This is a genomic window from Rheinheimera faecalis (assembly GCF_021290965.1).
Lineage (GTDB): Bacteria > Pseudomonadota > Gammaproteobacteria > Enterobacterales > Alteromonadaceae > Pararheinheimera > Pararheinheimera faecalis.
Map to the genome: position 1 here is coordinate 92,138 of NZ_JAJOYT010000002.1, position 22,870 is coordinate 115,007.

General features: G+C 47.1%; 23 protein-coding genes. 7 read left to right on the forward strand and 16 right to left on the reverse strand.

Features of this window, described 5'->3' with window-relative positions; translation table 11 throughout:
* Positions 1-101: 101 nt before the first annotated feature.
* The gene (locus tag LSG34_RS04060) at positions 102-374 is read right to left on the reverse strand and encodes a DUF3297 family protein (protein WP_233007539.1); all 273 of its coding nucleotides are present in this window, start codon (positions 372-374) and stop codon (positions 102-104) included.
* Positions 375-638: 264 nt separating this feature from the next.
* On the opposite strand from LSG34_RS04060, the gene LSG34_RS04065 reads away from it, so the two are divergent.
* From LSG34_RS04065 to LSG34_RS04080, 4 genes are all read left to right on the forward strand, one after another.
* On the forward strand, positions 639-1,109 hold the full coding sequence (locus tag LSG34_RS04065; protein ID WP_233007540.1) for an FKBP-type peptidyl-prolyl cis-trans isomerase: 471 nt from the start codon (positions 639-641) through the stop codon (positions 1,107-1,109).
* 141 nt (positions 1,110-1,250) lie between these two features.
* Positions 1,251-1,778, forward strand: coding sequence for a hypothetical protein (locus LSG34_RS04070; protein ID WP_233007541.1), 528 nt, complete (start codon positions 1,251-1,253; stop codon positions 1,776-1,778).
* A gap of 236 nt (positions 1,779-2,014) precedes the next feature.
* Positions 2,015-4,717: a TonB-dependent receptor gene (locus LSG34_RS04075; protein WP_233007542.1), complete on the forward strand. Its 2,703-nt coding sequence runs from the start codon at positions 2,015-2,017 to the stop codon at positions 4,715-4,717.
* 181 nt (positions 4,718-4,898) lie between these two features.
* Entirely contained in the window at positions 4,899-6,365 is a 1,467-nt protein-coding gene (locus LSG34_RS04080; RefSeq protein WP_233007543.1) for a CehA/McbA family metallohydrolase domain-containing protein, read from the forward strand.
* Positions 6,366-6,377: 12 nt separating this feature from the next.
* Here LSG34_RS04080 and LSG34_RS04085 read toward each other — a convergent pair whose 3' ends face one another.
* From LSG34_RS04085 to LSG34_RS04150, 14 genes are all read right to left on the reverse strand, one after another.
* Positions 6,378-6,737 carry a VOC family protein gene (locus LSG34_RS04085; protein WP_233007544.1) on the reverse strand — a complete coding sequence of 120 codons (360 nt, stop codon included), beginning with the start codon at positions 6,735-6,737 and terminating at the stop codon, positions 6,378-6,380.
* 40 nt (positions 6,738-6,777) lie between these two features.
* Positions 6,778-7,323 (reverse strand): hypothetical protein, encoded by a 546-nt coding sequence (locus tag LSG34_RS04090; RefSeq protein WP_233007545.1) that lies wholly within the window; start codon positions 7,321-7,323, stop codon positions 6,778-6,780.
* An 18-nt stretch (positions 7,324-7,341) separates the two neighbouring features.
* Positions 7,342-7,896, reverse strand: a complete 555-nt coding sequence (locus LSG34_RS04095; RefSeq protein ID WP_233007546.1) for a DUF805 domain-containing protein — start codon at positions 7,894-7,896, stop codon at positions 7,342-7,344.
* A 94-nt stretch (positions 7,897-7,990) separates the two neighbouring features.
* Positions 7,991-9,181 (reverse strand): serine hydrolase domain-containing protein, encoded by a 1,191-nt coding sequence (locus LSG34_RS04100; RefSeq protein ID WP_233007547.1) that lies wholly within the window; start codon positions 9,179-9,181, stop codon positions 7,991-7,993.
* Between the two features lie 27 nt (positions 9,182-9,208).
* Positions 9,209-9,583, reverse strand: a complete 375-nt coding sequence (locus tag LSG34_RS04105) for a VOC family protein (protein ID WP_233007548.1) — start codon at positions 9,581-9,583, stop codon at positions 9,209-9,211.
* 29 nt (positions 9,584-9,612) lie between these two features.
* Positions 9,613-10,044, reverse strand: coding sequence for a hypothetical protein (locus LSG34_RS04110; RefSeq protein ID WP_233007549.1), 432 nt, complete (start codon positions 10,042-10,044; stop codon positions 9,613-9,615).
* 53 nt (positions 10,045-10,097) lie between these two features.
* A complete protein-coding gene (locus tag LSG34_RS04115; protein ID WP_233007550.1) occupies positions 10,098-10,481 on the reverse strand; it encodes a hypothetical protein in 384 nt (127 codons plus the stop codon).
* A 27-nt stretch (positions 10,482-10,508) separates the two neighbouring features.
* Positions 10,509-11,138, reverse strand: coding sequence for a glutathione S-transferase family protein (locus LSG34_RS04120; RefSeq protein WP_233007551.1), 630 nt, complete (start codon positions 11,136-11,138; stop codon positions 10,509-10,511).
* A gap of 132 nt (positions 11,139-11,270) precedes the next feature.
* Positions 11,271-13,055: a DUF885 domain-containing protein gene (locus LSG34_RS04125; protein WP_233007552.1), complete on the reverse strand. Its 1,785-nt coding sequence runs from the start codon at positions 13,053-13,055 to the stop codon at positions 11,271-11,273.
* 117 nt (positions 13,056-13,172) lie between these two features.
* Entirely contained in the window at positions 13,173-14,381 is a 1,209-nt protein-coding gene (arsJ, locus tag LSG34_RS04130; RefSeq protein ID WP_233007553.1) for an organoarsenical effux MFS transporter ArsJ, read from the reverse strand.
* Between the two features lie 22 nt (positions 14,382-14,403).
* Entirely contained in the window at positions 14,404-15,417 is a 1,014-nt protein-coding gene (locus LSG34_RS04135) for an ArsJ-associated glyceraldehyde-3-phosphate dehydrogenase (protein ID WP_233007554.1), read from the reverse strand.
* A 26-nt stretch (positions 15,418-15,443) separates the two neighbouring features.
* The gene (locus tag LSG34_RS04140) at positions 15,444-15,929 is read right to left on the reverse strand and encodes a phosphatase domain-containing putative toxin (RefSeq protein ID WP_233007555.1); all 486 of its coding nucleotides are present in this window, start codon (positions 15,927-15,929) and stop codon (positions 15,444-15,446) included.
* A gap of 32 nt (positions 15,930-15,961) precedes the next feature.
* Positions 15,962-16,981, reverse strand: coding sequence for an ACR3 family arsenite efflux transporter (gene arsB / locus LSG34_RS04145; protein ID WP_233007556.1), 1,020 nt, complete (start codon positions 16,979-16,981; stop codon positions 15,962-15,964).
* 33 nt (positions 16,982-17,014) lie between these two features.
* Positions 17,015-17,365 (reverse strand): metalloregulator ArsR/SmtB family transcription factor, encoded by a 351-nt coding sequence (locus LSG34_RS04150; protein WP_233007557.1) that lies wholly within the window; start codon positions 17,363-17,365, stop codon positions 17,015-17,017.
* Positions 17,366-17,495: 130 nt separating this feature from the next.
* On the opposite strand from LSG34_RS04150, the gene LSG34_RS04155 reads away from it, so the two are divergent.
* Together LSG34_RS04155 and LSG34_RS04160 are read left to right on the forward strand one after the other, a co-directional pair.
* On the forward strand, positions 17,496-18,038 hold the full coding sequence (locus LSG34_RS04155; RefSeq protein ID WP_233007558.1) for a PH domain-containing protein: 543 nt from the start codon (positions 17,496-17,498) through the stop codon (positions 18,036-18,038).
* Positions 18,025-19,476 carry a PH domain-containing protein gene (locus tag LSG34_RS04160; protein ID WP_233007559.1) on the forward strand — a complete coding sequence of 484 codons (1,452 nt, stop codon included), beginning with the start codon at positions 18,025-18,027 and terminating at the stop codon, positions 19,474-19,476. The genes LSG34_RS04155 and LSG34_RS04160 overlap by 14 nt, the downstream gene beginning before the upstream one ends.
* A 159-nt stretch (positions 19,477-19,635) precedes the next feature.
* Here the strand turns inward: LSG34_RS04160 and LSG34_RS04165 are convergent, their stop codons facing one another.
* Complete coding sequence (locus LSG34_RS04165) at positions 19,636-21,381, reverse strand: hypothetical protein (RefSeq protein ID WP_233007560.1); 1,746 nt, start codon at positions 21,379-21,381, stop codon at positions 19,636-19,638.
* Positions 21,382-21,825: 444 nt separating this feature from the next.
* Between LSG34_RS04165 and LSG34_RS04170 the strand changes: the two genes are divergently transcribed.
* Positions 21,826-22,833: a Fe(3+) ABC transporter substrate-binding protein gene (locus tag LSG34_RS04170; RefSeq protein ID WP_233007561.1), complete on the forward strand. Its 1,008-nt coding sequence runs from the start codon at positions 21,826-21,828 to the stop codon at positions 22,831-22,833.
* The last annotated feature ends 37 nt before the right edge of the window (positions 22,834-22,870 follow it).

Here is a 22,870-nt window from a genome sequence, read left to right on the forward strand (position 1 = left end):
AGGGGTTTCGTACATGCTTGCTAGGTTGCACTTACCGCGAAATGTAGGGGCAGGGTTTATCCCTGCCCGTCTTGCATCCAAACGAAATTAAAGCGGCAGCTTTAACTCGCTTCGGTATAAAAAGCTTCTACTTTACCTTTTAAAGTCATCAGTAAAGGCTGGCCACGACGGTCCAGCGCTTTGGCTGCTGCCACTTTCACCCAACCTTCGCTGATGCAATATTCTTCCACGTCAAAACGCTGTTTGCCATTCAAACGAATACCAACATCGTGTTCGAAAATTGCTGCTACATAGTGCGGGCTGCGTGGGTTGGTGCAAAGGCGATCCGGTAAATCCGGGCGTGCTGCTGTGTCTTGAGTGCTAGTGTCTGTCATGGCTATGGCCTGTAATAAATAAAACGTGCGCCATTGTAGGCAAAGCCAGCAGTGGGCTCAAGAGCGGCGGTTAGAAACAAAGAAAAATGGAAGGTTTTGCCCTGAGACAGGTTCCATCGGGTCTGTAGGTTGCACTCGCCGCGAAGCGGCAGTGCAAAAATCCCCCCCCCCCCCACAATCAACAATCCAATTTCCCCCCATCTTTGACCAAAACCAACATTAACAATAAGATGGCTTTATCTAACTCAATTAACCGGACTCCCCATGAAAATTGCTTTAATTATCCTAGTTATTGCCTGCATAGTTTTTTACTTCTACAACAACGCCAATAACCAAAAAGCCGCAGCGCTGAATCTGGAAAAAGGCAGTGCATTTTTAGCTGAAAACTCTAAAAAAGAGGGCGTAAAAACCACAGCTTCAGGCCTGCAGTATGAGGTTTTACAAAGTGGCAGCGGCGAAACCCACCCAACAGCCAGCAGTACAGTGCGGGTGCATTACCACGGCACGCTCACCGACGGCACTGTATTCGACTCTTCAGTCGAACGCGGCGAAACTATTTCTTTCCCGTTAAACCGTGTAATTCCTGGCTGGACCGAAGGCGTACAGCTGATGAAAGTGGGTGATAAATTCCGTTTTTATATCCCTTCCAATCTGGGCTACGGCAACCGCAGCGCGGGCAAAATCCCCGCAGGTTCAACCCTGATTTTTGATGTGGAATTATTTGAGATCCAATAAGACAGTGGGGCAGATTTGCCTCACTTTTTAGTCTTTTCTCTTTGCTTTTTTTTGGTTATTTGGGGCGGGACAATGCCTAACTTTAAGTCTATCGGATTAAGCTATTAACGATAGAGCGCGGTTTTGTAAGAGGGAGTTTCTATGTCCATTTTTTATTATTTTACCTTGTTGGTCACGGTACCTTTGCTGCTATGGCCTTTACTTAAAAATAGGCATATTGCTTTTATATGGATTGGAACTTTTTTTGGTGCCAGTATTTTGTTCAGTATCGGGACGTATAAAAGTTGCTCAAGTGGCTGGGTCTCTCCAAGTATAGGCTCTCAAGGAGCTTGTTCACATCATGGTGGTGTTATATCTAACATGAATGAATTTGGTTATACCTTGTGGGGTCTTTGTTTGATTTCTATTTTAGTTAAGGTTCTGTTGAACCAGACTAGAAATAATTCAGATAAACAGATCCTAAATGGCGAGGAAACAACGAGTGAAGTGTTATCCGATAGAACCATTTCACCTCAATTGTCAGCTAATGCAGCAAAACTTCAAGATTACGAAAAGTATATTTTAGGGTGGCATCAAAATGGGCTATCAATTGATGAAATAGTAACGCATTTAAAATCTAAAGGAGTGCCTGTTTCACAGGAGTATATTCGGCAGTATCTAAAACTATAAGGTCAGTAAATGTTGATAGAAATGAATAAGATAATCTTGAATTTCATTTTAAACATCCGATAGCCACATGGCTATCTTGACTAAAGACGCTTTACATCCCAACCCACTGTAAAAAAACCTTCATAAATTTCTCTGTCCATAAATCACTGCTCGTTGCTCTTTAGGGGGACTGCTGCGCATTTGCGCCTGGCAGATTTACTTAATCAGCTTAACTAACCAGGAATAATGGATTAATTATGAAGACGAATCTCCGCAAGAGTCATCTGGCTTTGGCCGTGCTGGCTGCACTGCCGGCTTTTTACAGCCCTGTATTGCTGGCTCAATCTGCTACAGAAGCTAAAGCATCAGAAACAGAAGTGATTGAAGTCAAAGGCTTTCGCAGCTCTATTATCAAAGCCAAAGATCTGAAGCGTGAAGCCATGATCGCTCAGGATTCAATAGTGGCTGAAGATATTGCGGATTTCCCTGATCTGAACCTGGCCGACTCACTGCAACGTGTGCCTGGTGTCACTATTACCCGTGAAGGTGGCGAAGGCCGGCAGATTTCTTTACGTGGTTTAGGCCCTGATTTTACCCGTGTGCAGGTCAACGGCATGGAAGCTTTGGGTACTTCGTCTTCGCCTATGGATGCGCGTGGTGGTGTGTCCCGTACCCGTGCTTTTGACTTTAATATTTTTGCCTCTGAGCTGTTTAACCAGATTGATGTGAAAAAATCCTTTTCTGCTGATCAGGAAGAAGGTGGCATAGCTGGTACTGTCAATTTACGTACAGCCAAACCTTTTGATTACGACGGCGCTCAGGCTGCTGTTTCAGCTCAGGTCGGCACCAATACCAATACCGACAGCACAGATCCTCGTATAGCGGCTTTATTGTCTAATACCTGGTCAGATTTTGGTGCACTGGTGTCTGTAGCTTATAGCGACAGAGCAACCAATGAATACGGCACCAACACCACACGCTGGCGCCGTGAAGGTGGCAAAAAAGCTGCCGATGCCAGCAACACAGCCTTACAGGCCGAGTTGGATTCAGGTGAATTATGGTTCCCGCGTGGTCACCGTTATTCGGTCTGGGAAAATGATCAAAACCGTTTAGGTATTACTGCAGCTTTGCAGTACAAACCAAGTTCAGACTTCAGCCTGGTGCTGGATTTAATGCACGGAAAACTGGAAAACGAACTGTCTGAACATCATATGGCGGTGAAAGATAACTCTGTGGTGAACGACTTGGTCTGGCGTGATAATAACGGCAATAAAGAAGTGATTTATGCCGATTATAAAAATGCGACCTGGCGTAATGAAAACCGTCAGGATCGCAACGAGTCGGTATTAAATCAGGCTAGTTTAACCGCAGACTGGACTCTGACCGACGACTTAAAAATGAGCGCTATGCTTGGTCACAGCTCTTCTGATTACGAGCAGCCGCGTGTGAATAAGCTCAATATCGAAGCCAGTAAAAAAGTGAATATTATTACTGACTTTACTCAGGATGCCTTCTACGGTCACAGCTATTCACCAAGCTTTGATGTCACTGCTCTGGATGGCTACACGGTTAAAGATTTGTACTTTCAGTCGAACTTTATCTACTCCGACTTTGATAATGCCAAACTGGATTTTGACTACGGTTTAACCGACACTTCCAGCCTGAAATTTGGTGCCAACTATAAAAAGTTCACGAACACAGGTTTTGAGCGTGTCGCTCAGGATTTCCCAAGCAATAAAGCCACACCACAAAATCAGGGTGTAAAAACGCTGACGGCCGAACAGGTGCAACTGTTTAATGGTCACCCGGATAAGAGCTGGTTACAAGGTGATATGGCAGCTTTGCAGGCCTTTTATGGCCTGACCGATTTCACCCTAACAGATGCCTACACAGTGGAAAGTTCGGCTTATGATTTAGCCGAAGAAACTCAGGCTGCTTATCTGGTCTACGATACTGAATATGATGTGGCAGGTATGCCGCTGCGTGCCAATGTCGGCGTGCGTTACTTCACCACAGAGCTGAGCTCAAAAGGTTTGTCGAAAGGCATTCCAACAGAGATGGTGCGCGATTATTCAGATTATCTGCCAAGCCTGAATATTGCGTATGAGTTTGCCGAAGATGTGATCTGGCGTACAGGCCTGAGCAAAAACATGACCCGTCCTTCGTTAGGCGCTATGGCGTTTTCGGCCAACGTTAGCCAAACCTCTTTGGGTGAAAATGATATAGGCCAGATTTCAGTGGGTAACCCACATCTGAAACCCTTTGAGTCGGATAACTTTGATACGGCGCTGGAATGGTATTTTGAAGATGTAGGTTTGTTGTCTGCGGCACTGTTTTACAAAGACATTGATAACTTTATCGTCACTGAAACCCAGCAGATTGTGTACAGTGAACTGGGTTTACCGGCTGAATTATTACCAAAAGGCAAAACGGTAAACGATATTTTTAACGTGTCGTCACCACAAAACTCAGATTCGTCCACCATCAAAGGTTTTGAACTGGCGATGCAACGGGATCTGGATTTCCTGCCAGAGCCTTTTAATAACTTAGGTGTGATAGCCAACTACACCTGGGCAGACGGTAACACCTTATATCGTAACGTGGAAAACTCAGGTGAAGATCAAATCAAAGCCTTTCCTGGTTTATCCAAGCAAAGCTACAACTTCACGCTGTATTACGAAGCAGAACAATGGGGCGCCCGTGTTGCTGCAGCCTACCGCAGTGATTACATTACAGGCGTGGAAAGTGGCTCGATTGACGATGACGAACGTGGTTACCATGCCACAACCAACGTTGATTTCTCTGCATTTTACCGCTTAAGTGACAGCGTCAAACTGAACCTGGAAGCGATAAACCTGACCAATGTACGGGATGAGTTGTATAGTGACTCCAGCGACAGGGCCTATAACACCACCTTTAGTGGCAGGACTTATATGGCTGGGGTAACAGTGCAGTTCTAATCATACCCTCGAACTTGAAGCTGCAGCTTTGTTGACCGCTTGCTTTCGCCCCAGTCACATAGGTTAACTATGCTCCTGGGGTCTCAAGCACTTGTCGCCTCGCTGCAGCATCAATTACTTTGGGTATAGGTTTGTGACGGCAGGTCTTAGATTTTGCCTGACCCCTCAATAAGGATCCATTTTGATACATTACAGAAAACAATTGAGTGTAGCTGGCGTGCTCTTTTTGCTGGCCTCTTGTCAGCAGGTGCCACCTGAGCCGCAACCAGAACAAGGTAAAAGCTGGCTGGCTGGTGATCACCATGTGCATACCCATTACAGCGTGAAATGGGATAACTCGGTTTTTCCGCCAGCGCCGATTTTAGGCGGCGATGCTAAATATTCGATTCCACTAAATGCGCAAATGGCTTCACATTATGGCTTAAGCTGGATGGTGATTACCGATCACGGTGGGCCAAATCGCGCCAAACTGGCGTTGGAGCAGGCTTACCCTGAACTTGTGGCTTCACGTAAAGCTTTACCGCAGATTTTGCAATTTTACGGTATGGAGTTTGATGTGCCTGGCAATAGCCCAGGCGGTCGCCATGCCAGTTTTATTATGCCGCACAGGCCAACAGAAGCAGAGCAGTTGTATCAAATCGAAAGCCGCTACAACGGCCGTCAGGGTGTACCGCCAGGGCCGGAAAAAGCTGAAGACGGCTTTATGCTGCAAGCCTTAAAAGCCATGAATGAATTACCGGATAAGCCTTTGCTGCTTGTGAATCATCCGGCGCGTTTAGCCACTGGCTTTCGGCAGTACAACAAAGTGACACCTGCGCAATTACGTGACTGGCAGGATACAGCACCTGATGTAGTGATTGGTATGACAGGAGCCGAAGGCCATCAGGCTGCAACTTTAAATCCGGATGGCAGCTCTGACCCAACCGCCATTCGCGGCGAATACCCTGATTACCCTACTATGGGTGGCTACGATCAGATGACAGCTCGTTTAGGTGGGGTTTGGGATAGTTTACTCAGCGAAGGCCGGTCTTGGTGGGTGACAGGAGTGTCAGACAGCCATGGTCATTACACTGATGGCTGGGCCGACTTCTGGCCTGGCCAATACGCCAAAACTTATGTTTATGCGGATAAAAACTACGACAGTATTTTTGCAGCACTCAAAGCTGGCCAGGTTTTTGTCACGACTGGCGATTTAATTGATGCGCTCTTTGTAGAAGTGGCAGTAAAAAACTCAGCTAACACCGCCACAGCGGGTCAGACACTCACAGTAAAACCTGACGATGAGCTGGTGCTGCGGGTGCGTTTTCGTGACCCCACTAGCAACAACGGCGGCGGTTTTAACCCAGAAGTACAACGAGTGGATCTGATTCAGGGGCTTATCAAAGGCCCGGCAGTACAGCGCAATAGCGACGAAGCACCGGATACCAAAGTCGCTAAACGTTTTTATCCAGCCGACTGGAGCATTAAAGACGGCTACAGCCAGTTTGAGCTGCCACTGGGTAAATTCAGCGCCAGCCAGTATTTACGTTTGCGTGGCACCAACAATAAAAACGAGCTGGAGCCAGAAGCTGATGCCAAAGGTGAAAACCCATGGTTTGATTTGTGGTTTTACAGCAATCCGGTGTTTATTCAAGTGGTTCAAGACTAAGCTCAATCCGGCTTAGTCTTTAGACTCTGACCAAACAGCAAACTCATTGCCGCTGGGTTCGGTAAAGTGAAAACGGCAACCGCCCGGGAAGTCAAAAATAGGCTTAATCACAATGCCACCATGCTGCTGTACTTTGGCTAAAGTGGCCTTGATATTTGCGCTGTAAAACACCAATAATGCTCCGCCTGTTGCACTGGTGGAGCATTGTTCTGAACGGAAAAATCCACCGTCTAAACCTTGATCGGAAAAGGCGACATAATCAGGGCCATAGTCGACAAAACTCCAGTCAAAAGCAGCGCTAAAAAATGCTTTGGTAGCGGTTAAATCTTTGGCGGGAAATTCGACGTAGTTTAATTTTCCGTCTTTGTTCATTGTGCATTTCCTTTATTTAAAAACCAGTGCAGTCACTACCTTACCATTTAAACATCGGCAGTGGTTTGAGTGGATGCTTTACAAAATGAGCCGCAGAAAGTTGCACCAGTCGCCAGTGAAAACCAGCAGTGGGGAAGGTTTGATACAAAGCCCGCAGCAGAGCTCTGTCTAAACCAAAATTGAGCAAACCCAGTGAAACATCTGTCCAGTCCGCCTTGCGAAAAGCCTCAGCCAGTTTATTGTCGTCACAGGCTGTGACCTTGTGATGTTCACTGATCAATAAACTGATATCCGCCGACCAGTCCGACAGCCCTTGTTGCTGCAGATAGTGCTGAGCTAAAGCCACGGACGGATCTATATAGTCGAAGTTATGGCAGACCCAGATCGCCAGATCATGAAAAGCACAGGCTATAGCTATTTTTTCCAGCGACTGCTCTGAGTGATCCGAATGCCAAAACGCCAGATTCAGCACTCTGTAACAGTGGTGGCGATAGGCGGTGAAATCCTTGCCTATGTCCTGTTGATAGTTGTGCAGCAGCAGGTCCAGCAAATCATGTTGAGCGATAATATTCACTGGTTTTTGCACCTTAGGCTCCATTTCTTTTTATGCCCGGCTGTCCGCCGTGGGCGGAGCGGACAAGCTAGGTTGTATGCTGTCTTTGGCCATAAAAAACAATACCACCACAAAGCCAAAAGGCACCAGATACATCAGTTGCCACCAGACATTTTGCCCTGCGTCATTCAGTCTGCGTGTACCCACAGCCAAAAATGGCAGCAGGATAAGTACAGTGACAAACTGCCTTAAAACAGGGCTGATAATTTCGGCCAGAGCACTGATCAGCAACACAAAAACTAAAAACCACCAATACTGATACTTGCTGGCCGTACCGGAAAAATCAGCAAATTGCACAAAGCAGTCTTTGACTACTGAAAGTGGAGCGGGAATTATAACTCCTGATGTTTCGGAGCTCAGAAGCAGGCTGCTGGCATCCACTGCAAAAACAGCGGCCAACGCCCGCACTGATTCAATGGATGCATTGCCGGTATTTTCCAGCCGCTGAATAGTACGCAGGTTCAGGTCACAAGCGGCTGCCAGTTGCTCCTGTGACCATTGCTTGTCAGCTCTTAATTTTTTTACCAGTTCTGCATTAATTTTCATTGCTTCGATACCTTGCATTGACCAATAGGCGCAAAGATAACTCAAAAAACGGCTGCAGGTTACGGCACTAGCACGACAGCTTTACGACAGCACGCTATTTCACTGTCGTTGGCTGCCAAAAGCTTTTATTGCCATATTCCCAATGCCATGGCAAACCTGTGGGGCCAAGAATAAAGTCTACCAAATAAGGAATCGCAGTTTCGGCGCGTAAGTCATTGCCCAATATGACTACACAACGTTGGCTGGCCTCCAGACACACCAGCATATTGCCAGTTGAATCATTGTGACCGCCTTTAAAAAAGCCTTTACCTTGAGGGCCTTCAAATACAACGACTCCAAGACCTGCATATAAATCAGGCAACTGTTGTTCAGTTGGCACTTCGGCCTGTAAGGTCGGGAATTGGCTTAAAGTGGTGATTTTTAATTGTGGTCTGGTCAACTCCTGCCGGGCTTTTTCGCTTAACAGTTCACCCTTCACTATAGCTGCTGCCAGTTTTGCCATATCGGCAATACTGCTATCAAGTGAACCTGCTGCTCTGACTCTGCTTCTGTCGTCGTGCGGTTCAATTTTACCTTCTATAGTCCAGCCATCTGCGGTTCGGCCAGTAAAATCATCCCGCCAGATCATACTGCTATTGTTCATGCCCAAAGGCTGAAACAGGCGTTTTTGCATTTCCTGACCTATATCCAGACCCAGGCCTTGTTCCAGCACAAACTGCAATAAAATAATGCCATCACCTGAATAGGCATAAAGGCTGCCAGGCTGGAAATGAAAACGTAATTTACCGTCAGGCTCCAGAAAACCAAAATTGGCAAAGCCCGAGGCGTGGTTCAACAGCATACGGGGTGTAATACTGCGCCAGCGTTCATCTCCGGCTAAATCACTCCAGCGTGCATACAAATCTTCAGTTTTACTGTCGACATACTCAGGCAGTGCCTTAGGCAGATACTGGCTGATTGGGGTATCCAACTCAACAATGCCTTCTTCTGCCAGTTGCAGAACCAGATAAGCAAAAGCGCTTTTGGTCAGTGATGCCGCATACATAATGCTTTCCGTAGTTAACGCGTCTTCTTTGGCATTCCGATTGCCATAGACTGAAACCTGAGTCACAACCCCCGCATCAATGACCGCCAACGCCAGACCCTGAGCTGAGGTTTCGCTCATCATTTGCTTTACTGCTGCGTCAATTTCCTGCTGTGATTTCAGCTCTGCAGCAGCTGGTGGCTCTGTGGATGAACAGCCTAGAAGGGCAGTGAAGGTCAAGGCTAAGGCAGTATTTTTCATCAAGGCAATCTCCTTTTGCGTGTTGTGTCAGCGCTTTTCTTCCATCAGGCCTATTAAGTTACCGTCAGGGTCTTTCAGAAAACCTATCCATAGCTGGTGGTCCGGCATTTGAGCTGCAAGTTGTGGCGCTCTTTCGCCTAAAGCGCCTAGTTCTAAAGCTTTCGCATAAAACTTTTCTATCTCTGTAGTTTTAAAATAAGGGATAGAGTTTTTGCCAATCTCACCTGCACCTTGTGGGGTGCTTAGCATCAGGCGGGTGTCGCCACATAACACAAAAGCCAGCTGTTCTGTCGGAGCAAACAGAAACTGCAGCCCCAGCACCTCTGTATAAAATGGCAATGAAAGCTGCACATCTTTAACTGTGATGGCAAGTTGGCCTAATCCAATGATTTTATTTTCCATAGCTAATTCCTGTTTTTAGTGTCGGCTTATCACCAATCCGTTCTTTCTGGCTGTATCCGCCGTGCCAGCAAAATACCCAGCCAGGCCATCGGCAGATAGGCCACTATCAGATCCAGCGCAATAAACCAGGTGGGTGCTGGGATCATAAAACTTGCAGCTATACCACCACAAAGGAAAAATACGCCAATCACATAAGCAAAACGGTTTTTATGGCTAGCCGCTATAAGGTAAGCAACCACAGCTCCGGCCAAAGTGCCAAGGGCATGCGCCAGAAAGGGCATAATAAAATGTTTGGGTTCAAATAAATCTATACCCAAACTCAGGCTTTCGGTGTTTGTGACATCAACGCCAGCAGGAGGAGGGATCAGCATAGGGCTAATGCTGACAAGCGCCATATTGACGGCAGCGCCAGCCATTACACCCAAAAGGATAGCGAGCAGATTTCGAACCAGATTAAGCATGATAATGCTCCACAGGGACTTGTTTAGCATTTAAGTTAGATGAGTTATGGCTGCTAATCAATGACATGTCCAACAGCGGCATAAATCAAAGCTAAAGCTAAAACCACAGACACTACACCTATAAAACGAAAGTAGTTTTTGCAGCTATTAGCCGACTGAACTGCAAATTTTTTATGTAGTGCCGGAGGTGTTAACGCCAAACCAGCACCTACCAATAATAAAACTGAACCTATGATCTTAAATAACAATGGAAACTGAGTTTCTGTTGCGTAGCTGACAAAAATGCCTCCGGCAATCAGCCGGCTAATAATTTCAAAAGGATGGAAATAAGGCTGCTCGCTAAAGTTGATGACGCCTTGGGCAAAGGCATATGGCCTGAACAACATCATCAGGCTGAAGAAAAGCATTAACAGGCCAAAAACAGCAATAAAATACATGGCTTTCCTTTCGTTGAACCTGGCAGGTTAAGGGATGCCGTTGCTACCAAAGCGCTGAAAGCCCGGGCGCAAACTGAGTTTTTGATAGTAGGCTGCCACAGCAGGGAGCTCAGGCCGCTGCATTGGTGTCATCAACCATCTGTTTACCGACAAACCCAGCACTATATCTGCCAGCGTAAATTCAGCTCCAGTAATGTACTGCGCTGTTTTTGCTAAGGCTGCGTCCAGAATATGCATCTTTTGATTCCAGGCTTCGATACTGTGAGTTGCAGCCGCTTCATCTGCATAAGCGGGGCTTTTTCTCACCAGATGCATAAAAGCGTAACGCCATGAGTTATTTAGCTCTGTACTCTGCCAGTCCATCCACTGTTCAACCAAAGCCCTTTGCCTGACAGACTCCGGCAATAGTTCTTTTTGCTGGTGCTGGTATTGTGTAGCTAAGTACCGACAGATGGTATTGGACTCCCACAAAACAAAATCACCATCAAGTAATACAGGCACCAGCGCATTAGGATTCAGCGCTTTAAACGCTTCTGTTTCAGTGGATTGAAAACCAGAACCCCATTCTTCCTGTTCATAGTTCAGTTGAAGTTCTGCACAGGTCCACAGCACTTTACGCACATTGATGGATGAAGATTTTCCTAAAATTTTTAGCATGGCCAGCTCTTGATTTGGATGTTTTTCATAGCAGTTTTAACTCACTGCTCGTTATCAATCACCAGCAACAGCGCTCACAAGTGCAGCTCAAGGCCATACTTGTGAGGCAGACCGCGCTGAAACGCTCACTACTTACTTAACAGCAGCGGCCTTGCTAATAAAACGATCCATTTCTGCTTCCAGAATTTCCAGTGGCAAAGCGCCATTAGCTAATAGAGCGTCATGAAAAGCACGCAGGTCAAATTTGTTACCCAGTTTTTGCTCTGCTTTGGCTCGCAACTGGCGGATTTTAATTTCGCCCATCTTGTACGACAGCGCCTGACCTGGCCATGAAATATAACGATCTACTTCGGCTCTTACATTCGCTTGGGACAAAGAGGTGTTGTTGGACAGGAAATCCAGCGCTTGCTGGCGACTCCAGCCTTGGGAGTGAATACCTGTGTCTATGACTAAACGGCAAGCACGCCACATTTCATAACTCAGACGGCCAAATTGCTGATAGGCATTTTCATACAGGCCCATTTCCACACCAAGACGTTCGGCATACAAACCCCAGCCTTCGCCATAGGCACTTAAATACAGGTTACGGCGAAATTGCGGCACATTCTCAAGCTCTTGTGACAAAGCATTTTGTAAATGATGGCCAGGCACGGATTCGTGCAAAGTCAGCGCCACCAGTTCATACAGAGGACGCTGATCCAGCGAATCTGTATTGAGCCAATAAGCACCACCACGGATGCCACCAATAGCTGCAGGGTTATAAGAGGCCGTAGTGTAGTTAGGTGCTATTTCGGCTGGAACCGGCACCACACCATAAGGCAGGCGTGGCAGTTTGCCGAAAAACTCCGGCAGCTGGTAATCAATACGTTTAGCGATATAAGAGGCTTCTTTTAAGAGCTCACGTGGTGTTTTTGCATAAAATTGCGGATCAGTGCGCAGAAATTTGGTGAAGTCGGTGAAGCTGCCTTTAAAGCCGGTTTCTTTAATCAGTGCATCCATCTCGGTGCGGATACGTTTGACTTCCGACAAGCCAATGTTGTGGATTTCTGCCGGATCCATATCCTGTGTCACATAGGTATTAATGGTATGGCGGTAATACGCCTTACCTTCTGGTAATTGTTCCGCTGCCAGACTCTCAGTTGCGGCCTGCATATAGTCGCCTTCAAGGAAGTCGGCTAAGCGGGCAAAAGCTGGCAAAGCGACCTGCTGAATAGCCTTCTTTGCAGCATTTTGTAATTGCTGTTGCTCACTTTGAGAAAATGCCGCTGGCAGTGTTTTAAAGGGTTCATACAAACTGCTTTGAGTCGGGTCGCTATACACCTGAGCGCGCACTGTAGGAGCTATGCCCTGAACCACAATTTTAGGTAATACAAAGCCGTCTTGAATACCAGTGCGCATATTGGCAATATTCTCGTCAAAGTAACGGCCAAAGTCATTGATGCGGGCTATGTAGTCCTGATAATCCGCGACTTTAGGCATAGACAGACCACTGCTGGCATCCAGAGCTGAGCTCCAGAAACTGTAAAAGGTATTGGCCGGAATGCGGTCAAGGAACAGCTTATTGGACTGGATCGAATTGCGCAGTACCCAGCCCAGCAGTTGATGATTGACGCGGTCTGAGTCTGTTAGTTGTTGTGGTTCAATGGCTTGCAGACGTTGCAGTAACACTTGTTCAGCCTTCAGCCGACGAGCACGATCTGCGGCTGTAACACCAGGCAGACGGTTGTTGTAACCAGCCAGTCCCATGCGGCCTGCGCTGACGGGGTCTTCCTGCAGGCTGTATTGCCAATGGTCATCTATAACTTTTTGCAGTTGCTCTGTCGCAGTAGCGGCTAAGGCGGAAGGTGCGAGCCAGAGTAGCGCCAGGCTAAGCAGGGAATGAGTAAAAAAAGACAATAATTTGCGGGACCTTAACACAGGTTTTCTCCAGACTGATCAATAAGCTGAGTTGTATAGCATCACCTTAGCATGACCCCTTTATCTGGTGGCAACTTCTAACCCGCGATTTAAACCTCACATCGCATTCTGTTTAGATCAACGAAGGCTTACCTCTTTCGCCTTCGGTAAAAAACAGGACAACAGCACAGTCGCCAGAATAAAGCCGCTGGACCAGAACAGGCAGGTCTCCAGGCCCTGAGTTTGATACAAATAACCTGATAATACAGTGCCAATTAAGCGGCCCATGGCGTTGGCCATATAATAAAAACCGACGTCCAGCGATACACCATCGGTTTTGGCGTAGCTAACAATCAGATAGCTATGCAAGGACGAATTGACCGCAAAGACAGCGCCGAATAACAGCAATACCGAGACTAACAAGGTTTCAGTCGGGAAGGGCAAAGGCAATAGTTTGGCCAATAGCGCTGGAATAATACAAAGTGCGGTGGCCCAGCCGACAGCAGCCCAACGCCCCGGAACTTTGCCGGAGCTTTTGCCTGTAATAAACGGGGCCAGGCTTTGTACCACACCATAACCAATAATCCACAACGCCAGAAAAGTGCCTATGGCCTGTTGGCTCCAGGCCAGTTGCTGGGCTAAAAACAGCGGCAGCGCTATAACAAACCATAAGTCGCGCGCGCCAAATAAAAACAAACGCGCCGCCGACAACAAGTTAATAGGGCCGCTTTTGGATAACATGTCTTTAAACTTGGGTTTGTAACTACTTTTGCCTAAGTCTTTTTTCAGCAAGACTAAACTCAGCAACCAAACCAGAGCTAAAGCGCCGGCCATAGTAGCTACTGCACCCTGAAAGCCGATTTGAGTTAACAAAAAACCGCCGATAAAAAAGCCAACCCCTTTTAGCGCATTTTTTGAGCCTGTCAGCACAGCTATCCACTGATACAGCTTGCTTTGGGAGTCCTGCGGCACCAGTAATTTAATCGAGCTTTTCGCGCTCATTTTATTTAAGTCTTTGGCAACACCAGACAAAGCCTGAGCGGCCATCACCCAGGGAACTATTAATAACTCCGCAGGAACCAATAACATCGACAGCGCTGCTATTTGTAAAAATAGCCCTATATTCATGGTTTTATTTAAACCAATACGAGCGCCCAGCCAGCCTCCAAAGAGGTTCGTCAGCACGCCAAACAGCTCGTAAAACACAAATAACGACGCTATTTCTAAAGGGCTGTAGCCGAGTTTATAAAAATGCAGCAGCACCAACATCCGCAAAGCGCCGTCGGTCAGGGTAAAAGCCCAGTAGTTGCCGGTCACAACCAGATACTGCTTTAGTGCTGTCTGCATAATTAAAAACCTCGTTGTTGTATTACGGCTGATCAGCCAAACCAACTAATTTCGCTAACTCCACTGTACGGTTGGCGTAACCCCATTCGTTATCGTACCAGGCGTAAATTTTCACCTGAGTGCCATTCACTACCATAGTCGACAAGGCATCAATAATGCTGGAACGGGGGTCGGTTTTATAATCTACCGAGACCAGAGGTCGCTCTTCATACCCCAGAATATCTTTAAGTTCTTGTTGTGACGCCGCTTTTAATAAAGCATTTACTTCTTCAGCCGTGGTGGCGCGTTCTACTTCAAATACGCAGTCGGTTAAGGACGCATTGGCCAGCGGCACCCGCACTGCATGACCATTTAACCGGCCTTTTAGCTCAGGGAATATCTCAGTAATAGCAGTAGCAGAACCTGTGGTGGTTGGAATTAAGCTGCTGCCACAAGCACGGGCACGGCGTAAGTCTTTGTGGGGGGTATCCAGAATAGACTGAGTATTGGTTAAATCGTGAATGGTGGTGATAGATCCATGTTTAATACCCAGCTTTTCATGGATCACTTTGACCACAGGCGCCAGACAGTTGGTGGTGCAGCTGGCCGCTGTGACTATCTTATGTGTGAGAGCATTAAACAGATGATGATTCACCCCCATGACGACGTTTAATACGCCTGCTTCTTTCACCGGCGCGCTGACAACCACACGTTTTACACCCTGGTCTAAATAAGTCTGCAGTTGAGCTGAGCTTTTCATTTTACCAGAGCATTCAATAACAACATCACAAGCTGACCAGTCGGTGTCGCTGATGGCTTTATTGTGCGTGACAGCAATAGACTGGCCTTGGATGATGACGTTGTTGCCTTGCGCTTCGGCCTGATGCGTCCAGCGGCCGTGCACTGAGTCGAAATTCAGTAAATGGGCAAAAGTAGCAGCGTCACCGGCGGGGTCGTTGATTTGCACAAACTCAAATTCAGGCCAGTCAAAAGAGGCACGTAACGCCAAACGGCCGATACGGCCAAAACCATTAATACCTAGTTTAATTTTTTTCATAACAGCATCTCTTTGATAAAGGGTTATTAAAGGCTTTGAAAATACGCTTGATGTGGGGCTAAAGTCAGTGCGAAAGGTCGCAGAGCCTGAATACGTTGTTTCACCAGCTCTTTGTCTATGCCACGTTCAAGCAGAATTTGTGCAGCCACTAAACCAGTGCGGCCTGAGCCACCTTTGCAGTGAATGGCTACTTTTTTGCCTTCTTTTAAAAGCTTATGAATTTGTGGGCCTTGCTGCTGCCAGGCTGTGGCAAAGTCAGCCAGCGGGGCATGATCGTCTTCAATAGGGCAATGAAACCAGGCTAATCCAAGTTCTTCGCACAAGGTCGGTAAGTCAGTGACCTTGTTACGTGCTATTTCGTCTTCAGGCATTAAGGTCAAAATGGCTGAAGCACCAGCTTGTTTTAACGTCAGCAAAGAGTCTTTTAGTGCTTCAGTTTTAGTACCAGGGCAAGGGGTGAATATCAAGGCCGCTGAGCCTTCCAGTACTAATTCGTCAAATGGGTGTGACATAAATTTGTCCTTATCAGCTATGCAATATTTTATTAATTGCGCAAAAACCAGTGGCTGGTGCGGTTAGCAAACCACACCAGCGATAACATCACAGGCACTTCAACCAGCACACCTACCACTGTGGCAAGGGCTGCGCCTGAATTCAGACCAAAAAGTGAGATGGCCACAGCCACTGCTAATTCAAAAAAGTTACTGGCACCGACCATACCGGCAGGGGCCGCTATGTTATGAGGCAAATGTAGTTTGCAGCCGGCAAAATAAGTCAAAGCAAAGATGCCGTAGGTTTGCAGCAGTAACGGAATGGCAATCAGCACTATGGCGAGCGGCTGATTCAAAATAGTTTGCGCCTGAAAACCAAATAACAGCACTACAGTGGCTAGCAAGCCAAACACAGACCAGGGTTTGATCTGCGCCAGCAAAGCCGTCAGTTTTTCAGGCTCTTTAGTGGCAAAAAATTTTCTGGTCCAGACACCGGCCAATAGCGGCAGCAACACATAAAGCACCACAGATAAAATCAGGGTCGACCAGGGCACAGTGATGTCTGACACGCCCAACAGCAAAGCGCTGATAGGCGCAAAGGCAAAAATCATAATAATGTCGTTAATCGAGACCTGCACCAGAGTGTAGTTGGCATCACCTTTGGTCAACTGACTCCAGACGAAAACCATAGCGGTGCAAGGTGCTACGCCCAGTAAGATCATGCCAGCTATATATTCAGTCGCAGTTTGTGGGTCGACCCAATCGGCAAACAATACACGGAAAAACAACCAGCCGAGCAGCGCCATAGTAAAAGGTTTGATCAGCCAGTTCACCACCAATGTCAGCACTATGCCTTTGGGTTTTTTGGTCACATCTTTGATAGCGCTAAAGTCAATTTGCACCATCATTGGATAAATCATGACCCAGATAAAAAGTGCAATCACCAGATTCACCTGGGCATATTCAAATGAAGCTACTAACTGAAACAGGCCAGGTGTCAGGTTACCGGCAATCACACCCAGCAGCATAGCCAATGCAACCCAGACCGATAAATAGCGTTCAAATAATCCCATTGCCGTGCTCCGCTTTGATGCCGTTACGCTGAATTAACAGCAGCCTTTTTGCCGTTCTGGCCTGTCGCCCATCTGGCACAATTGCTGTTGGTTTAACTCCAGCCAGCCAGAATTCGCAGCGCCTGTTTGATGCAGACACAACAGAGCCCAGTCTGGTAATTCAGGATTTAAGCGGTAATACACCCATAAGCCTTGTTTACGGTCCAGCAAAATACCATCGCGGCGCAACTGGGCTAAATGACGGGAGATTTTCGGCTGAATATCTGCCAGCGCAGCCACCAGTTCACAAACACAAAGTTCTTGCTCCTGCTGAATAAGCAGCAAACTGCGCAGCCGTGTTTCATCTGACAGGGCTTTAAAAAAGGTGATGGGGTTGAGTTGCATGGCCTATTACTTTACATATGGAAAACCATATGTAGTAGTTTATATATGTTTTCCCGTATGTAAACCTAAATTTTGGGAGAAGCAGGCCTTTGCGATATGCTGGCACTATTGAAAACAAGGAAGCTTAACCATGACCAATCAGCTGCTTGACGCTGGATTTTTAGATGACCAATGCCTGACCGGTCCGTTACCGGATCAGTGGTTGTTGCTACCCACTGTGGCTTTGACCAAAAGACGCTACAGCTGGTTGCTGACTTTAATTGTTGTGGTAAGCGGATTAATGGTTGCGCAGTGGTGGTGGGATTCGCACTGGCTATTTCCGCTGGTTTTAGCATGTTGGGGCCTGACCGGACTGATATTTCTGGCCAGTTGGTTTTGCTTACCGCTGGATATCCGGCACACCAGATTTTTACTCCGTACTCAGGATTTTTTGCTGCAATCAGGCGTGCTGTGGCGTAGAGCTGCCTTGATCCCTTTGCATCGTGTGCAACATGTGACTATTAGTCAGGGGCCACTACAAAAACGCTTTGGATTGGCGACTTTAAAAGTCTACACCGCTGGTGGTCTGGATGCTGAAGCTGCGCTGGCTGATATAGAATATAGGGTCGCGCAGGCATTGAGTGAGCAGCTTAGTCAGTTGATCCCGCGTGGGGATACTGATGCTGAACACTGATATGCCAGAACAGTCGGCGGCAACTGAGCATTGGCAGCGCAGTTCTATCTGGGCCTTGCTGCCTTTGTTGGTGAAAGCTGTAACGCAATGGGCTGGTGTGATTCTGGGTGGGGCCTATTTGTCCTTTAGCGATAGGTTTCAGGCTTATGCACCCTATGGGATAACGGCTTTGGCACTGCTGATACTCGGCAGTGCGGTGCTAAACTGGCGCTATACCCAGTTTCGCGTTTCTGCTCAAGGTATTGAGCTGCGCCGTGGTGTGCTGCAAAAAGAACATCTGCTGTTGGCGAATTCGCGTATTCAGGAACTACAGGTTCAACAACCTTTTTACTTCAGGCTGCTGCGCTTATTTACAGTCAGTCTTGATAGTGCCGGTAGTCAGCAACAGGAGTTTTATCTGACCGGTCTGACGTCACAGCAACTTGCTCTATTACAGGGAGACGTGCAGGTTGATCAGACTGTTCCTTCCACGCCATTTTTTCGGATCTGGCTTGCGACTTTGTACAACAAGCATTTGTGGTTGCCACTATTGGCCGTTTTTGGAGCGGCTCAGTCGCAGTTTGATGGCGAGCTCTTTGAACACTGGTTTGCTCAGGGCCGTGAGGTGTTGCAACAATCAGGGCTAGAACAGAGTTTCACATTGCAAATAGCGGCCAGCCTGAGCCTGTTGCTGCTGGTGGTTTTGGTGTTAGTGCTGATGACCTGGATTTGGCTTTATCCACAGCGTTTTTTGCGTGATGGCCAGCAATTACAGCTGCTCCAGGGCACTTTTCTGAAAAAATCACAGCGGATCCAGACAAAAAGGGTGCAGATGCTCACTGTCCGTCAGCCGTGGCTGGCGCGGTTTTTTGGTCACTTTTCACTTATTTTTCATGGTTTCACAAATTCTCTGGAACAGAAAAGTAAATTTGCGCTGTTAGGCCAGACTGGTGATGACATCAATCAGCAATTGCAGGCTCAGCAACTTTTAGCTTTGTCTGATATCCAAAAGCTACCCTTGCAGCGTTATGTTCCAGCTTATTTCCGGCGCTTGTTGGTGATAAGGGGCATTATCATTTTGCTGTTTTGTCTGCTCGTGGTTGTATTGTGGCAAAGCTCGGTTATTGCTCTGAGTACGGGCGCTGTAGTGTTGTTTGTTGCCTCATTTTGGCTGTTGGCAGACCTTTGGGCTTATCACCGTTGGCATGGATTCTGTGTGCAGGATCAGGTGTTGTATCTGTGGCATGGTGGCCTTGGTCAGTACTGGCAAATAGTGCCGCTGCAACAGGTGCAAAAAGTACAGCTGGTGCAGTCGTTATTTTTTCACAAGCAGCAACTGGTGCAGGTTAAATTCAGTACCGCCAATGGTAGCGTGACGCTGGCAGCTATCCCAAATCAGCAAGCACAGGATTTATATGTTCAAGTGCTGAAGTTGCGGCCTGACTCAGTAAGCAGGTGAATTATGTTTCCCCGTATCCTATGTAACTTGAAATTTCAAAAATGAAACTCAGGTGACAGCAGGTTTTGACTGCTGCCATCTGGTAGGCATGGCTGATACTGATGCCTGAAACTCTATCCGGACTTTCCGACAGAGACCAAAGCACAGTAGCTTTGAGAGCTAGGTGCTCCAGGGACCTAAAACTATGTTCATTACTGAACCACCTGGAACATTTTCTTTGGTCTTCGAGGGGACGTTTCCACTAAAACCTGGCCCTATCGGATCTTCATCCATACTGAAACCATAAGCGGCGCCTCCGTATAAAATGGGATCTTGTCCGGATGTTCTGAAATCTTCACCATTCACATCTGAGCAGTGAAGAAACTTTGCATAGTAGTGGCAGGTACTATTAGCAGCGTACCAATTGGCTGCAGTATTCCAGGCTTGTGTAGATTCACCCGCTGTCTTTTCTGTGGCAAAAACACCAGCTGTTGCAACGCCACGGCACAAAGCTTCCCATATACAATCCTGCAGTAATCCGGCGTCTCCGCCCGAGCCTGCGGGCGTATATTGATTAAACGCCTGTTCAAACACATACAAAGCACTTTCTATACCTGCCGGAGGTTGATAAAAGGTGTAGGACGTATTGTTGGAATTCGTCAGGGTATAGGCATTGGTCTGGGTATTTGTTGATGGATTGGTTTGTTGCTGACATTGTCCGCTATAAATGTTGCTGCCACCGAGATTGATACTCAGGTATTGATTAAGTCCAAAGAAGCTTGCCAAAGTGGAATCCCAGTAGCTGGCCAACGCATTATCGGCTGCAATACCGCTGCCCTGAATGAGCATGGCCTGCAGCAAATCATTTGGGTCTGCTATCGCAAAAAACTGGTTCCCTATGACGGTTGGCGGATTTGGCGCCCCATTGCCTATGGATGTCTGGTACAGAAGCTGAGCGAAGGGCGAAGCCATGCTGCCTTCGTTTGTTATAAAGCTTGAATAGGCACTGCCAACTTGCTGGCGTGAAACTGCTGTATCAACACCATATTGCTCGGAGTTGTAACTAAAAGAAAGGTTGAGCCCCAGCCCGTTTACAGCAGAAAGATCAGCAGCTGCATCCATACCAAATTCAAAAATGTCGAAAGGACCAGGAGCTGCTATGCCTGGCGGGTTGGCATAAGGATAGGCGGTATAGCCAAGCGGCGAATAAACAGCGATCGGCATAGCAGGTGGTTGTGACGGGGAAACAACGAAAATCAGACGATTTGCCCCATTGGTCTGTGTTGCAAGCGTTACGGTAGAAATGCTTGAAAGCAGGTAAAACGGCAACCCTTGTGTGATTTCGACAGTCAGGCTGCCACTGTTATCCGTCAAACCAGCGCCATAAGCACCGGTTAAGTCATCATTGATACAGAGGTATAACTCGCCGGATGTCTGAGCCATGCTACTGAACCAGTAGCCGTCTCCTATAAAAAATGGAGTACCGGTTTCACCGATTTTCCCTACCAGGGCCCCCATGGCTACCCCTACCATGGGAAACTCTGTTTGATCCGAAGGAACATTGAGGCCTGGGCAGCCGTTTGCGTCGTAAAGATTTCCTCCATTTGTCTGCGGATCTGCAGTCCACTTTCCGCTGACGTAGGCGACAGTGTTCGTAGTTAAAGCACCTTGGCTGATCTGAATGCCAGTGCCTTGCCAAGAGCTAGTGGCTGCGACAGAAACTATGGTGGCTGCAGCTGGATCTGCAAAACTACCATCTGACTGCAGGATCTGCAGATTACTGGCTCCTCCATTAATAAATCCAGCAACCCAGGCCGCTCCGCTTGTTGAAGCTATACCTGACTGATCAGCCAGTGTGAGCAGAATAGTGCTGGAGTTGGGGGGCGCAATAGATGACTGCCTGCTTATGTTTCCCTGATTATTCATGATTTCTCCTTTGTGAGAGATTAGATCACTCTGTATGGTTTCGGGCTGTACTTTGTCTGTTGATGCCAAAGTAAAATTTAGGCAACTATTTGAAATTTAATCTGTAATTAAAGATTTATAAGAGTCGCTTGCGAAAGCATCCAGTGGCAGCTCACTACTTTTCCGACGCCCGATATTTTCTTATCTTGCCAACTCCAGTAACTAAATTAGGTTCGTTTTCCTTATTTCGCAACAAATCGGAATTCATTTTTTGTCGAAGAATGTAACGTCAACTATCATGCGCAAAACCGGTATCGTTACTCAGCCGTATAATCAAAAGTTGAGGCGTTGCCGTCTAACCTCACAAACCAGCCATTTATGGCAAAACACTGATAGTTATTTGAGAACAGTTCTTGTTTGTGGCTATACTGCGGCAACTTTCAGTGAACCCCAATGGAGTATTCGATGAAATTCTGGCAAAAATCTTTAGTGGCTGCGGCCTTAACAGCCGCGACTTTGGCGCAGGCTGCAGAAGTGAATGTGTATTCTGGCCGTCAGGAAGAATTGCTAAAACCTATGCTGGATAAATTCAGCAAGGACACTGGTATTAAAGTGAATTTGATCACTGGTAAGCCAGATGAACTGATTAGCCGGATGCAAAGTGAAGGTCGTAACAGCCCGGCTGACTTGCTGATCAGCACTGACGTCGGCCGTTTATATCGCGCCGAAGTGCAGGGTTTATTACAGCCTATTGATTCAAAGGTCCTGACCGACGCTATTCCTGCTGCTTTACGTGATCCAAAACAGCAGTGGTTTGGTTTAACTAAACGTGCCCGTCCTATCATGTATGTGCCGGGTAAAGTGAAACCAGAGCAGTTAAGCAGTATCGAAGATTTAGCCGACCCAAAATGGAAAGGCAAAATCTGCGTGCGTTCGTCCGACAATATTTATAACCAGTCTATGGTCGCTGCTTTAATTGCTCAGTTGGGTGAAGAAAAAACTCAGGCCTGGGCGAATGGCTTTGTCAAAAACTTCGCTCAGCCGCCAAAAGGTGGAGACCGCGACCAAATCAAAGCAGCTGCCGCTGGTGTTTGTGATATCGCCATAGCGAACACTTATTACTTAGGTGGTATGTTTGATGATGCTGGTGATAAAGCTGCAGCTGAAGCGGTGAAAGTATTCTGGCCAAATCAGCAGGACCGTGGCGCTCATATCAATATCTCTGGTGCTGGTGTTGCTAAGTATGCACCGAACAAAGCTGAAGCGATAAAGCTGTTGGAATATATGGTGAAACCTGAAAGCCAAAGCTGGTACGCCGTGACTAACCATGAATATCCGGTAGTAGCTGATGTGAAGTGGAGTCAACGCCTTGAATCTTTTGGGCAATTTAAGGCTGAGCAGTTACAATTATCGACCTTAGGCGAATTAAACGCTAAGGCTATTCAGGTGATGGACAAGGCGGGCTGGAAGTAATTCCTCTGCGTACAGACTAAATTACGCCGGCTTTTGC

Coding starts and splice junctions, on each gene's coding strand:
- LSG34_RS04105 (WP_233007548.1), bottom strand. CDS start 9,583: ATGGAAAATAAAATCATTGGATTAGGCCAACTTGCCATCACAGTTAAA.
- LSG34_RS04070 (WP_233007541.1), top strand. CDS start 1,251: ATGTCCATTTTTTATTATTTTACCTTGTTGGTCACGGTACCTTTGCTG.
- LSG34_RS04160 (WP_233007559.1), top strand. CDS start 18,025: ATGCTGAACACTGATATGCCAGAACAGTCGGCGGCAACTGAGCATTGG.
- arsJ (WP_233007553.1), bottom strand. CDS start 14,381: ATGCAGACAGCACTAAAGCAGTATCTGGTTGTGACCGGCAACTACTGG.
- LSG34_RS04155 (WP_233007558.1), top strand. CDS start 17,496: ATGACCAATCAGCTGCTTGACGCTGGATTTTTAGATGACCAATGCCTG.
- LSG34_RS04165 (WP_233007560.1), bottom strand. CDS start 21,381: ATGAATAATCAGGGAAACATAAGCAGGCAGTCATCTATTGCGCCCCCC.
- LSG34_RS04060 (WP_233007539.1), bottom strand. CDS start 374: ATGACAGACACTAGCACTCAAGACACAGCAGCACGCCCGGATTTACCG.
- LSG34_RS04170 (WP_233007561.1), top strand. CDS start 21,826: ATGAAATTCTGGCAAAAATCTTTAGTGGCTGCGGCCTTAACAGCCGCG.
- arsB (WP_233007556.1), bottom strand. CDS start 16,981: ATGGGATTATTTGAACGCTATTTATCGGTCTGGGTTGCATTGGCTATG.
- LSG34_RS04135 (WP_233007554.1), bottom strand. CDS start 15,417: ATGAAAAAAATTAAACTAGGTATTAATGGTTTTGGCCGTATCGGCCGT.
- LSG34_RS04120 (WP_233007551.1), bottom strand. CDS start 11,138: ATGCTAAAAATTTTAGGAAAATCTTCATCCATCAATGTGCGTAAAGTG.
- LSG34_RS04150 (WP_233007557.1), bottom strand. CDS start 17,365: ATGCAACTCAACCCCATCACCTTTTTTAAAGCCCTGTCAGATGAAACA.
- LSG34_RS04095 (WP_233007546.1), bottom strand. CDS start 7,896: ATGAAAATTAATGCAGAACTGGTAAAAAAATTAAGAGCTGACAAGCAA.
- LSG34_RS04110 (WP_233007549.1), bottom strand. CDS start 10,044: ATGCTTAATCTGGTTCGAAATCTGCTCGCTATCCTTTTGGGTGTAATG.
- LSG34_RS04100 (WP_233007547.1), bottom strand. CDS start 9,181: ATGAAAAATACTGCCTTAGCCTTGACCTTCACTGCCCTTCTAGGCTGT.
- LSG34_RS04140 (WP_233007555.1), bottom strand. CDS start 15,929: ATGTCACACCCATTTGACGAATTAGTACTGGAAGGCTCAGCGGCCTTG.
- LSG34_RS04115 (WP_233007550.1), bottom strand. CDS start 10,481: ATGTATTTTATTGCTGTTTTTGGCCTGTTAATGCTTTTCTTCAGCCTG.
- LSG34_RS04085 (WP_233007544.1), bottom strand. CDS start 6,737: ATGAACAAAGACGGAAAATTAAACTACGTCGAATTTCCCGCCAAAGAT.
- LSG34_RS04065 (WP_233007540.1), top strand. CDS start 639: ATGAAAATTGCTTTAATTATCCTAGTTATTGCCTGCATAGTTTTTTAC.
- LSG34_RS04075 (WP_233007542.1), top strand. CDS start 2,015: ATGAAGACGAATCTCCGCAAGAGTCATCTGGCTTTGGCCGTGCTGGCT.